The sequence below is a fragment of the Geminocystis sp. genome (assembly GCF_041753295.1).
In the GTDB taxonomy this organism is placed as follows: domain Bacteria; phylum Cyanobacteriota; class Cyanobacteriia; order Cyanobacteriales; family Cyanobacteriaceae; genus Geminocystis.
Genome location: NZ_JBGSUU010000064.1, coordinates 1 through 13,116, shown reverse-complemented (window position 1 = coordinate 13,116; position 13,116 = coordinate 1). Strand labels below are relative to the sequence as shown.

Annotated in this window: 11 protein-coding genes; 3 read left to right on the top strand and 8 right to left on the bottom strand. The window is 30.9% G+C overall.

Translation table 11 applies throughout. The features are described from left to right. Nucleotides 1-30: 30 nt before the first annotated feature. The 8 genes from ACEW8E_RS06465 to ACEW8E_RS06430 all read right to left on the bottom strand — a co-directional run bounded on the left by ACEW8E_RS06465 (nt 31) and on the right by ACEW8E_RS06430 (nt 9,057). Nucleotides 31-1,755: a cellulose-binding protein gene (locus tag ACEW8E_RS06465; protein WP_373479518.1), complete on the bottom strand. Its 1,725-nt coding sequence runs from the start codon at nt 1,753-1,755 to the stop codon at nt 31-33. After that, nucleotides 1,749-3,173 carry an O-antigen ligase domain-containing protein gene (locus ACEW8E_RS06460; RefSeq protein WP_373479517.1) on the bottom strand — a complete coding sequence of 475 codons (1,425 nt, stop codon included), beginning with the start codon at nt 3,171-3,173 and terminating at the stop codon, nt 1,749-1,751. The genes ACEW8E_RS06465 and ACEW8E_RS06460 overlap by 7 nt, the downstream gene beginning before the upstream one ends. 205 nt (nt 3,174-3,378) lie before the next feature. After that, a complete protein-coding gene (locus ACEW8E_RS06455) occupies nt 3,379-4,335 on the bottom strand; it encodes a sulfotransferase domain-containing protein (protein ID WP_373479516.1) in 957 nt (318 codons plus the stop codon). 14 nt (nt 4,336-4,349) lie between these two features. Further along, nucleotides 4,350-5,270 carry a sulfotransferase domain-containing protein gene (locus ACEW8E_RS06450; RefSeq protein ID WP_373479515.1) on the bottom strand — a complete coding sequence of 307 codons (921 nt, stop codon included), beginning with the start codon at nt 5,268-5,270 and terminating at the stop codon, nt 4,350-4,352. Between the two features lie 137 nt (nt 5,271-5,407). Next, nucleotides 5,408-6,595: a glycosyltransferase family 4 protein gene (locus tag ACEW8E_RS06445; protein WP_373479514.1), complete on the bottom strand. Its 1,188-nt coding sequence runs from the start codon at nt 6,593-6,595 to the stop codon at nt 5,408-5,410. A gap of 34 nt (nt 6,596-6,629) precedes the next feature. Next, nucleotides 6,630-7,973: an oligosaccharide flippase family protein gene (locus ACEW8E_RS06440; protein WP_373479513.1), complete on the bottom strand. Its 1,344-nt coding sequence runs from the start codon at nt 7,971-7,973 to the stop codon at nt 6,630-6,632. A gap of 113 nt (nt 7,974-8,086) precedes the next feature. Further along, entirely contained in the window at nt 8,087-8,485 is a 399-nt protein-coding gene (gene msrB, locus ACEW8E_RS06435; RefSeq protein WP_373479512.1) for a peptide-methionine (R)-S-oxide reductase MsrB, read from the bottom strand. A gap of 107 nt (nt 8,486-8,592) precedes the next feature. Then, nucleotides 8,593-9,057, bottom strand: coding sequence for a DNA phosphorothioation-associated protein 4 (locus ACEW8E_RS06430; protein ID WP_373479511.1), 465 nt, complete (start codon nt 9,055-9,057; stop codon nt 8,593-8,595). Between the two features lie 78 nt (nt 9,058-9,135). Here ACEW8E_RS06430 and ACEW8E_RS06425 point away from each other — a divergent pair, with 78 nt between their 5' ends. The 3 genes from ACEW8E_RS06425 (at nt 9,136) to ACEW8E_RS06415 (ending at nt 12,974) form a co-directional block, all read left to right on the top strand. Then, on the top strand, nt 9,136-9,720 hold the full coding sequence (locus ACEW8E_RS06425; protein WP_373479510.1) for a molybdenum cofactor guanylyltransferase: 585 nt from the start codon (nt 9,136-9,138) through the stop codon (nt 9,718-9,720). Between the two features lie 114 nt (nt 9,721-9,834). After that, nucleotides 9,835-11,043 carry an argininosuccinate synthase gene (locus tag ACEW8E_RS06420; RefSeq protein ID WP_373479509.1) on the top strand — a complete coding sequence of 403 codons (1,209 nt, stop codon included), beginning with the start codon at nt 9,835-9,837 and terminating at the stop codon, nt 11,041-11,043. Between the two features lie 125 nt (nt 11,044-11,168). Next, nucleotides 11,169-12,974 (top strand): aspartate kinase, encoded by a 1,806-nt coding sequence (locus ACEW8E_RS06415; RefSeq protein WP_373479508.1) that lies wholly within the window; start codon nt 11,169-11,171, stop codon nt 12,972-12,974. Nucleotides 12,975-13,116: the final 142 nt, after the last annotated feature.

Sequence of the window (13,116 nt, the reverse complement as noted above, 5' to 3'; positions counted from 1 at the left end):
TTATTGTGAAAATATTTTAAAATAATTAATTTATTTCTTCTTATGATTGCGAATAAAATCCATTAAAGCATTATATTTAGGAGATTCTTTTTGATCTAAATATTCTAAACTTCCCCAACTACCATGTTTACTTGGTTGTCCAATATCAACAAAGTGCATAAATAAACCTCCTCTAGTTTTTTCCCAGTTATTTAATACCTCTGTATATAAATCATACATTTCTGGTCGTCGATTCAATTCCATAAAAAAGTCATTTAACTGTTCATTTTCTTTAACTTTCCCTACACCAACGATATGTTGTCCACCTTCATAAGCAACTAATTGTAAGCCTCTTTCTTGGGCTACTTGACGATGATAATTGAATAAATCAAAAAGATCTGGTAAACCATCCTTTGTTTTGCCTGGGAGTAATTTTCCTGTTTTTAATTGTTCAATTGCTTTACTAAATCCACCATCAGATTCATTTAACCATGATTTGACTTTTGATTCATTATCAGGATGACCTAAACTGCCACCAAAATAACCAGTAATGGCATAAACATCAATACCATGTTGATAACAGGGTTTATTACCTTCTTTCACCCATAACGGACAATCTAACACGGGTTTTTCTAATGCTTTATAAGCAGTTTGAGTAGAAATTACACAAAGGACTCGATTTTTTTGATCTCCAAATTCTTTTTTCCAAATATCACACATTTGAGCTGTGCGCATTCCATACCACTGCATATAAGCATTACCTTCTTGATTCCATTTTGCTTTACCCTGTGCTAAAACGTATTGAGATTGTTTAAATTGCCAATTCCACACTTCATTAGAATATTCAATATAAATTTTTAACTCAGGATTTAATTTTGCTTTGGCTAATTGAGCAAATTTTGTTATATATTCATCGGTAGCTTGATGAGGTATATTAAACCAAACATCTTTATTAAGTTTATTTCCTAAAGCAACCATAGTTTCTATGGAAGCACCTTTAAGGGCATAGGAAGAAATACTTGAAGTTGGTCTGTCACTCCATTGTTTCTGTTGGGAATTGTTAGTTTGTATCCAATCCATAAAACGAAGAGTGGTAAAAGGTTTAATTTTTTCTAAAAACAGAGGATTAAAAATTTCACCTTGATTAAAAAGTTTCTCGTTTTTCGCTTCAATAACTTTTATATTACGAATATAATTACCATTGTTTTTAGGATCTGTAGCGGTTATGGTAAGGAGTATTCCATCTCTAATACTTGAATCAACTTCGATAACGTCTCTTCCTGCTTTAGATTCTGAAGAAATTTTCTTTGCTGCGAATTTATATTCTAATGTTCCTTCTCCGTCATATAAAACTAAATATTTTCCTCCCCTAAATTTATTTGGTATGCCTCTAAATAACAATGTACTAACACGAGTGTATTCTTGTGGATCTTCTGGCTTCGGTAATGATTTTACCCAACCATTTTCATCTAAATTTAATAGCTTATTTTCTTCTGTACTCCACTTTCCTTGACAATCTGGTTCTGAATTAAGACATTGAGTAATCCAAGCACGAGAAGTTTTAAAATGGTTGATAAAAGGAAGTTGAGTTGACCAATCAGCTATACCATTTAAACCAATACCGACATTAGCTTTTTGTGGAGGAAGATTTGACTTATTAGGAACTATTACAACAGGGGAAGATTGAACTGCCTCTTCTTTCAAAGATTGACAAGCAGAAATTAATACTGCTAATAAAGACAACAAAGTGATAATTTTAAAATTTTTGATTAACATTTTTTTGTTATGGATGTTCTCAATGGACTTAATTGTTTAGGTTTTATAGCTAACTTTTTGCGTTTTTTATTTTTAGAAGGAACATTATTAACTACTAATCCTGATAATCCACCGCTAATTAAAGGAAAAATAGGGTTAAACATGGCATTAACGAGACAATCAATGACAAATAAAGTAAGAGAAACGCTTAAAACTGCTGCTGATGCTACCTGTGGATGAAACCAAGTTTTTGCTGGATAACGAAAAACTGCAAAGTAAAATACTGGTAATAATAAAGATGTTATTAAGGTAATTAAACCAAATAAACCATTAACTCCGAAAACAATAATCCAGAAACTATCTGTAACAGATTTATCTTCTAACCTCCCTTTCCAATCTGCCGTTAATACCTTATTTCTTCCCCATCCAGCCCAACCAAATAATATTCTTTCTCTAGCTCTTTCTCCTAATAGTTTTTCATTATTTAATCTAAATTCTAAAGAGCCACTTCTTTCTTCTCCAAAGGAATTATTTGCGAATCGTACTAAATTATCTCCGTTGAAATTCCCCGTAGAAGCGATGGCTAAATAGTAAACAATACCAATCATTAATAAAATTAAAGGTAAATTTGATCGTAACCATTTAGCCGAAGCTAAAATGATTAAGCCCAAACCTAGTAGTACATAAGCGCCAGACGATTTGATTAAAATAAAAGTAACAAGTAAAATCACTACTACCCATTCCATGGGAATTCCCCAGATTTTTTTGATCACTTTTCCCTGCCATAACCAAATAGCCAGAAGGGTAGCGCTCATCATAAATAACCCTAACATTAAGCCGTGATTCATGAAAACTTGTGGTCTCCATCCTCCTAAACGTATAGTTTGTGCAAAAGAATGAGGAAAGTAGCCATATACAATTTTATGGATTTGAGGACTCATTCTTATTTCATAAAGACATAAAGGAACATAAATTAATCCCCCTTTAATAGTATTAATGGCTAACTCTTTTAATCCTGATAAATTATTGAGATATAATCGCCCTAAAAAATAAGGCATTCCCCATTGAAAACTTTGACTAATAGACTGATTAATACCATCATATAAAGCGAAAATAATATTAAGGTCAGAAAAATTACTGAGGCTCGAAAAAAAGGGACTAATACCAAATAAAATGATGGGAAGATCAAACCAACTAAACTTAAATTTCCTAAATATTTGGGAATCGTAAATAATAATAGCGATAAAAATACCATAACAAGTTGCAATCATTCCTTCATAATCAGGAATTAGAGGTAAAGCAAAACCTGCTTTTCTGGGCAGAAATAATAAACCGCCTAAAAAACTAACAATTACGGCTTTTCTGGGGGGAAATTTTTTAAATAAATATATAGTTATCGGCAGCCATAAAATCATGGCTAATTGTGCTTGAAAACTCATTATTGATTCATTAATTATTTGAGATGAATTGATGATATAACATTCTTAAATCATTTGTGAGGATTTTTACTTCCCTAAACGCAATTTTGAGGGAAATTAAATTATTATTTTGTTACCACTCAAAGAAAATTACTATATTAACAATGTTAGTTATTTTTAAAATCATTTTGTCCTTTTAACTCACAGGTTTTCTGATCTTGATATTCTACTTATCCATTAAATCATAACCAAAATCCCTGAGATTGATGTTAATTAATTCACTGGTTTTTTGATTACTTTCAACAAACATATTTTCTGTATATTCTTGAATAAAATCTTTAATCTGAGATTTTGCCTTATTTTGCAGTTCTTCAGGTAATGTATTATCAAGTAAACGCAAGATTTTCCAAATCATTATCCATCTCCAAGAATTTGAGGAAGAAATCAATCTCTTATCTTGAAAAAGAATAAAGTTATTAATTTTTCTATGAATAGCTAATGTCGCCGCTTTATAATTAACATTAGTCTCTTTTGATGGGATATTATCAAAACTTTGATTTTCAATACCTACAAACTGACATATTTTTTGTAAATAGAGATTTTTATCCTTTTTTAATAACTCAAAAGGCAATACTAAAACTTGATTTTCCCCAAAAAGATTATAGTAATAATTAATTAAATAATGATATTCTAAACAATACAATCTCAAGAGTGGATATAAGCCTGATTTAATATTTTTAGTACTAATTAATTGTTCTATAGAGTGTCTTCCTCCTTTCCGAATATAATGTCCATAAGCAGAAAAAATCATCGACTTTTGTTCTCTAATAACGATTAAAATTTTAGCTTTAGGGAAAACTTGATAAAGTCTTTGCGCCACTTCTTTTCCCCAATATCCACTTTGATCCATAAAATTACAAGAAAGCATCTCTTGAGATAATACGGTACATAAATGTTTTTTTTTCCCTTCTTTTAAACCATTTTCAAAAGCGGCGTAAGCATTTTCAGGAGAGAAAGAAAAACTATTCACTGTGATAAATTGATCTACAGCAATACTATCAGACCAATGTCCCCTCCAAGGAGAAAAAAAGCCCATTTTCTCGTCTTTAAAAATTTCTTGTTGAAGCCATGTAGAAGCTGTTTTAGGATAACCAATATGAATTAGTAATTGATTGTTTAACATTTACAACTTAATTATTACATTTGATAATTATATGGAGAAAGATCCATGTTAATTATATTACTGGTTTTTTGATTGCTTTCTATATAGTAATTATGTATTTTTTCAGCGATTATTTCTTTCAAATGATTCTCCACTTTTTCACTTAATGCTTTTGGTATTGTGTTTTCAATAACTTGATTTAATCGATAAAAAAAAGAATTATTTATTTTTTGATATAAAGATGAATTTACCCTACAAATTCTAGGGGCAAAAAAATTAGTCCATCGTTTAAAATAAAGAGATAAATATAAATTACTTTTATTAACTTGTGAAAAATTTATTTTAGTGTCAATGTTTGTTTGTGTAAAATTAGATATTTTTTCAAGAAAAAGTACCTTATTATCTTTTAGCATTTCATAGGGTAAAACTAAAACCTGATCTTTTCCAAATAAACTTTGATAGTGATTAATTAACCAGTGATATTGAAGATAATCAAAGTTAAAAAACGGTTCAAAACTAGGAAAATCTTTTTGTATTTGCTCTAAATATTCATCAATTCCTACCGCTAAATCACTATTTAATCTATGTTTATAAATAGACCAAATCATATCTAATTGATTTCTGATTATAATTAATATTTTCGACTGTGGAAACAAGGAATATAATTTATTTGCCATATTATAATTATTATAACCACCTGAAGTTATACTCCCCGATAATCTTTCTTCACTTATCACAGAAACTAAGTTTTCTTTCGCCGCTTTTTCTATTTTTTCCTCAAAAAATAAACGAGTTTTATTAATATCAAAAAGAAAAGGGTTTACTAAAAGTAACTTTTTATAATAATCTTGACGACACCAAGGAGAAATAAACCCGAAATTTTCTTGATTAAAAACTTGTTTTTGTAAAAAAGTACTCCCTGTTTTATGGTAACCAATATGAATCAATAAGGACATAAATAAAAATTTAGGTTATTCCAGTCTAAACTATAGTTAATTATTCCATAAAAATCATTATGTTGTTACAGAAAATAAAGATTATTATGTAGTTATTAAAACTATTTATAGAAAGACTTAATTTTCTCAGATGTTGATTAAATATAATAATTTGATGTTAAATTATGTTGTAATAACCAATCAATATCTTCCTGAGTATTTGATAACCAATGATCAATTAATTCTCCAAAGTTACAAGGAATTTCCAAATTTAAAAGTGTTTCAGCAGAATTTAAAGATAGTTTATGATATAAATCATCATTAGAAAGAACTTTTTTAATACTATTTGCTAAAGCTAGAGAATCACCTGAAGGAAAAATCATGGCATTAACTTCATTAATTAATTTATTAACAAATACTGGATGATTAGAAGCGACAATGGGTGTTTTACAGGTTAATGCTTCTTTAATAACTTTGGGGAAACCTTCTGCATATTCTGTTCTACTGGGTATAATGATTAAATCAGAATTTCTCATCAAAGAAAATACTTGGTTATGATTTACTACGCCTAAAAACTTTATTTGATTGTCAATTTTTAAATTTTTAGCCAGAGTAGAAAATTTATCAATATCTCCCTTCCCAGCTATATTTAAAGTTAAATATAATCGTTGTTTATTTAAGATATTTATTGCCTTAATTACATCTCCCACTCCTTTTTGTTCTATAATTGAACCACAGTATAGTATAGATATATTTTCATTATCTTTAGGTTTAGTTTTAGTAATAAAGTCTTCGTAAAATTTATCATTAGGCCAATCCCAAGGAATAATTTTATTTGGATTAACTCCTATATATTGCAATGTTTTAGAAGCATAAATACCATGATTAGCAACCCAATTAATAGATGAATTATTCAACTGTTTAGCAAGAAAATAGTTTTTAATTTTTTGTTTAATGGTTTTATTTTCTATATAGTCAGAAAATGTTGTTAAAGTTGATATTTTGTATTTAATTGCTAATGATAAAATTTCTGGTGATGGAAATCTTAAAATCAATTTATCAGGTTTTAATTGTTGTATATATTGACTAATATTTTGTTTAATTTTTTGCTGATCATAATTATTTTTTAGACCTAATCCGATAGCTCTTAATTTAGGTTTTAATAATTCGTTGTAACTATCTTTTGAAGATACACATATTGTAGTTAGTTCTTCTAAGGTTTCTGCAAGTTTAGCTACATAATCAACGGAATATTTTTGATAACCATAGATTTCTTTTTCTCCATTAACTAATCTTTGATAGGTTTCTCGATAATATCCACCGTATTGAATGATTAATAAACGCATAGTTAATGATAATGCGATTGATTTTTTCTATATTTTATAATGATAAATAAGCTAAAGGAAAACCTGCACCTAAATAGTATCTAATTAAGATGATTAAACTTATTATAGTTATTAACAATAAAGTTGCTAAAATATCTTGTTTAATGGTCATTAATCCTTCTTTCCATAAACCATATTGTACAGCTATATAAAAAGGAAAATCGTTAAAGGCAATCACTAAAATTGCTCCTAATATACCCATAATATTCGACATTAAAGGCAGTAGAATAATCATGTAGATAAATTTTAACAAATATCCATAAGCACCATACATGGGTTTTCCGATTCCCATTTGTACACTTCTCATGGTGACAGCAAGTAAATTAGGCCAAATTCCTAATGCTAAAATTGGTAACATCCAAGAACCTTGTTTATAACGATCATCGTATAGAGTTAGAATTAATAAATCTCCAAAACAACTTAAAACAGTTACAAATAAAATACCAATAGCTAATAAAAACTTTCTTTTACTTAGAATCTTTTCTCTTAAAATTTTTCTAGGTAAGTCACTGGATTTAGAAATAAGAGGAAAAACTACTGTACCATTAATGCGATTTATCATCTGTAAAGAAATATCCGCAAAAGTAAAAGCTATGGTATAAATTCCTAATATTTCGATGGAGAATAATCTACCTAAAATTAATCTATCGGATTGCATTGCTAAAAAAGTTCCGATGGTGGAAATAAAAATCCACTTACCAAAGGAAAATAATTCTTCTAATGATTTTTTATCCCATGTAAAAGTATTTTTAACTTCTTTAATTAATTGATGACTAATAATAGTACTCAATAGACCTGATATAATCGTAGCAATAACTAAAGATAAAATATTACGATTAAACCATACGAGAATAATGGTAATTGTTAGAGAAAAAATTTGTATTCCTATGTCAAATAATGTTTTTTTTTCTACATTGATATTTCTATCAAGTAAATGTAAAGCCGTTGACTGAAAACCAGTGACAATGGAATTTAAACCTAGAATTGGAATTAACCATTTTAATTCGGGAGTATCATAAAAAATCGATAAAGGATAAGCAATTAATAAACAAGCAAACCAGATAAAGAATCCTCTTATTACTCTTACAGTCCATGCTGTATTATAAAAATTTGGATCATTTCCACGTTTATTCTGAATAATACTAGGTCCGACTCCTACATCAGAAAATAAAACTAAACCCATAATAAAAGTATTGACTAAAGACATCAAGCCAAAAACTTCAGGCACTAATAAACGAGTAAGGATTAAATTTGCCCCCAAACGTAAAACTTGACTACCCCCATAACCAATAAAAGTCCAAATTGTGCCACGAATTGCTAATTTTTTGAGGGATGACATTTCTAAATTATGTTGTTTCTTTTATTCGCTAAATAGTCAAAATATAGAATTAATTTTTTACTCAAAAATTGTTAATTCCTCTTGCTGATAATTGCTAATTGTTATTTAATTAATTATTCTTGAGGTTCAAATTTGAGGGCGACAGAATTCATACAGTAGCGTTTTCCTGTGGGTTTTGGCCCATCGTCAAAAACATGACCTAAATGAGCGTCACAAGCACCACATAAGACTTCTACTCGTTTCATAAAGAGGCTAATATCAGTTTTATAGGTGACGCTATCTTCTCTAACGGGTTGCCAAAAACTGGGCCACCCTGTGCCTGAATCATATTTAGTGTCAGCAGTAAATAACTCATTGTCACAGCAAACGCATCTATAAATACCATCGGCTTTATTTTTGTAATATGCTCCCGTAAAAGCTCTTTCTGTACCATGTTTTCTCGTAACTTGAAATTGCTCAGGGGTAAGAATTTCTTTCCATTGTGCTTCAGTTTTTGTGACTTTTTCTACCATGATATTGTGATAATTTGTGAGATAAAATAACTTTTATATTTTACCTTAATTGATCAAAGGTTAATAGGATGAAATTAATTACTAGATGGTTTTTGAAATAAAAATTACTATAAAAATTTAGTCAAATCAAAATTACTAAAAGTAGGAGATTTTTGACTTTTTCCTTGATTCAAAATTAATAATATTCTCTCACTATAATCTACTGCGCCTTTTAGTTGATCTTGTAGTTTCATTAATCCACCATTAGCATATTCTTCAAAAATCATTACTCTTTCTTCTTCCGCAATCATATCATAAGCAGAAATGATGTCTGGATTATGAGTCTCGGTAATAGCTAAAAGTTTAAATAAAAAATCATAACCACGAGTACTAAAAACATCTAAACTTATGGGAGATGGTTCTTTAGCAATAGCGTTTAATGGTAATCTAATTTTATTATTTTTACCTAAAGCAGCAGCAAAAGCCATAATATCAGCATAAGTAGCAAAAACTCCTTGACTATTTTGGTTATTTAAGACTAAACTTTGGACTAAATTAGCTTTATCTTGAGCAATTTTAATTCTGATAGCCATGGTATTAATAAATAATTATTTGTCTTTTTTTTAATTAAATAAAATCTGTAAATTAGCCTAATTATAAATTATTAATTGATGAAAATTGTTACCGTTATTTTAGCTGGGGGGAAAAGTTCACGCATGGGAGAAGATAAGAATTTATTAGAGGTAAATGGGGAAGTTTTTTTAAGGAATATTTATCATGTTGCTCAACAATGTACAGAAGAAGTTTATGTTATTTGTCCTCAACCTAAAAAATATATTTCTATCTTACCATTTTGTAATTTTATTCCTGAATCGCAATTTTTTCAAGGGCCATTAATGGCTTTTCATGAGGCTTTAAATTATGTCCAAAGTGATTGGGTTTTATTATTAGCTTGTGATTTACCTTTTTTAACAGTAATTGAACTTAAATATTGGATTAATTTTTTATCTAATCTGTCAGAAAATATCATGGCTTTTTTGCCTAAAAATGAGAAAGGTTGGGATTGTTTATGTGGTTTTTATCGCCCTAGTTGTCGAGAATCTTTACAAAAGTATTTAAGTGAAGGAAATCGATCTTTTCAACAATGGTTAAATCAAGAAAAAGTAGCAGAAATATTAGTAAACAATAGAGAAATATTATTTAATTGTAATACTCCTGAAGATTATGAACTGTTGAAAGATATTACCAAGAAATAACCGATAAAATCAAGTTGATCAAGAAAAAGTAGGCAAATCTTGACTTTTAATTGGTTAAAAATACTCTTATTGCTACAATAACCACTTAGTTCTATAGATAATAGAGTAAATTTTATGAGTCGTGCTAATAAAGTAGTTTTAGCTTATTCTGGTGGGGTTGATACCTCCGTTTGTATTCCTTATTTAATGAAAGAATGGGGTGTTAAAGAAGTTATCACCTTAGCGGCGGATTTAGGGCAAGGAGAAGAATTAGGTCCTATTCAAGAAAAGGCGTTAAGATGTGGTGCGGTGGAATCTTTAGTAGAAAATGCTATTGAAGAATTTGTCACTGATTATGCTTTTCCTGCCATTAAAGCTAATGCTTTATACGAAAATCGTTATCCTCTATCTACGGCTTTAGCTCGTCCTTTAATTGCTAAAATGTTAGTGCGAGTTGCAGAAAAATACGGTGCTGATGCTGTAGCTCATGGTTGTACAGCTAAAGGAAATGATCAAGTACGTTTTGACTTAGGTATTACAGCGTTAAATCCTAGCCTAAAAATCCTCGCTCCAGCTAGAGAATGGGGTATGAGTAGAGAAGAAACCATTGCCTATGGCGAAAAATTTGGCATTGAATCTCCTGTAAAAAAATCCTCTCCTTTTAGTATTGATCGTAATCTATTAGGGCGTAGTATAGAAGCAGGACCTTTGGAAGATCCCATGACTGAGCCTCCTGAAGAAATTTACGACTTGACAAAATCCGTTATAGATGCACCTAACGAACCTCAATACGTTGAAATTACTTTTGAAAAAGGTATCCCCGTAGCCGTTGATGGTGAAGCATTATCCCCTGTTACTCTGGTTACTAAATTAAATGAAATTGCAGGTAATCATGGTGTTGGGCGATTAGACATGGTTGAAAACCGTGTTGTGGGTATTAAATCGAGAGAAATTTATGAAGCACCTGCGTTATTAGTTTTAATCAAAGCCCATGAAGATTTAGAAAGTCTTACTTTAACCAGCGATGTCACTCATTATAAACGCTCTCAGGTGGATTTAATGTACACTCGTTTAGTCTATGAAGGTTTATGGTATAGCCCTCTTAAAACTGCTTTAGATGCTTTTATCGATAAAACTCAAGAAAGAGTTAGCGGTGTCGTCAGAATTAAATTCTTTAAAGGTAACGCTACTATTGTGGGTAGAAGATCCGATTATTCTCTTTATACTTCAGATTTATCTACTTACGGTGCTGATGATAAATTTGATCATAAAGCAGCAGAAGGATTTATTTATATTTGGGGCTTATCTTCCAGAGTTTGGGCTGAAAAAACACGCTCTTTATAAGTAAAATCTTAGTGGCGAAGAATATTCGCCCGAAGAATCCCTGAGTCATGACAAAAGAAGAAGTTTGAATTTAGTTGGCAAATTTTGTTACTATTAATCAGTAAATTTTGATCATGATTTAGAATATGGCGCTAATTGTCCAGAAATATGGTGGTAGTTCGGTAGGTTCAACAGATCGTATTAAGTCGGTTAGTCAAAGAATTTTTCGCACTGTCAAAGAAGGAAACCAAGTTGTTGTGGTAGTTTCTGCTATGGGAAAAACCACTGATGGCTTGGTAAAATTAGCCCAAGAAATTTCTACTAATCCCAGTCGTCGGGAAATGGATATGTTGCTTTCCACAGGAGAACAAGTTTCAATCTCTTTGTTAAGTATGGCGTTACAAGAAATCGGGCAACCTGCTATTTCTTTAACGGGAGGGCAAGTTGGTATTGTTACAGAAGCGAATCATAGTAAAGCTCGTATTTTAGAAATTAAACCAGATCGTATTAATCGAGAATTACAAAAAGGTAAAGTTGTTGTTGTTGCTGGTTTTCAAGGTATAACTAACTTAGCTGATTTAGAAATTACAACTTTAGGTAGAGGGGGATCTGATACTTCAGCCGTAGCTCTAGCCGTTGCTCTTCAAGCGGATTGTTGTGAGATTTATACCGATGTACCCGGGATTTTAACCACCGATCCTCGTATAATACCATCAGCAAAACTAATGACGGAAATTACTAGCGATGAAATGTTAGAGTTAGCTAGTTTAGGGGCAAAAGTTTTACATCCTCGTGCGGTGGAAATTGCTCGTAATTTTGGAATGCCTTTGGTGGTAAAATCTAGTTGGACTGACGATGTTGGTACTAAAGTTATTTCTCCTCCTAATGTTGGTAGATCTCTTGTGGGATTAGAAATTACAAAAGCCGTTGATGCCGTTCAATTTGACTCAGATCAAGCTAAAATAGCTCTTTTAAGGGTTGCTGATCGCCCAGGTATTGCCGCAAAACTTTTTGGAGAAATTGCCCGTCAAAACGTCGATGTTGACTTGATTATTCAATCTATCCACGAAGGAAATAGTAATGATATTGCTTTCACTGTGGTTAAAGGCGTTTTACCTCACGCTGAATCTGTCGCTATGGCCATCGCCCCTATTTTAGATGAAAATGGTAATACAGATATTTTGATTGAGAAAAAAATCGCTAAAATTGCTATTACTGGTGCTGGTATGATTGGAAGGCCTGGTATTGCGGCCAAAATGTTTCAATCTCTAGCCGATGCCAGAGTTAATATTCAAATGATTTCCACTTCAGAAGTTAAGGTAAGTTGTATTGTAGATCAAGACGAATGTGATCAGGCCATCGCCGCATTATGTTCGGCTTTTGATATTGACAGTTCAAATATTATACAAAATCCTGTGGACAAGAATAATATCTTAGTACCAGTTAGAGGAGTTGCTTTAGATGAAAATCAAGCACAATTAGCTATTTTATATGTGCCAGATTTACCCGGTATGGCTGCAAAAGTATTTACAGTATTAGCGGGAGAAAATATCAGCGTTGATATGATAATTCAATCTCAAAGATGCCGTTTAGTGGATGATATTCCCATGAGAGATATAGCCTTTACCGTTGCACAACAAGATGCAGAACAAGGAAAAAAAGCCCTTTATAAGTTACAATCTGAGATTAAATTCAGGGATATTGTCGTAGATACCAACATCGCTAAAGTTAGTATAGTCGGTTCGGGAATGATTGGCTCACCCGGAGTTGCGGGGAAGTTTTTTGAGGCTTTAGCAAAGGAAAATATTAACATCTATATGATTACTACCTCAGAAATTAAAATTAGTTGTGTAGTTGCTCAATCTCAAGGTATTCAAGCCTTAAAAGCAGTACATGAAGCCTTTGAATTAAGTGGTAATACGATTTTAGAAGTACCTTCAAAAGAAGGATAAATAGGGTTTGCTGAATAAATCAGAAAGCTATTAAAATCAAGGCTTGGGGCATCGTTAAGTTAATAAAAAAGTGCGTAGTTTTAGGCATTTTTGCTCAAAAAACAGGGTAGTATTATACAGTTACAAGCTCTAATTTCAAAAA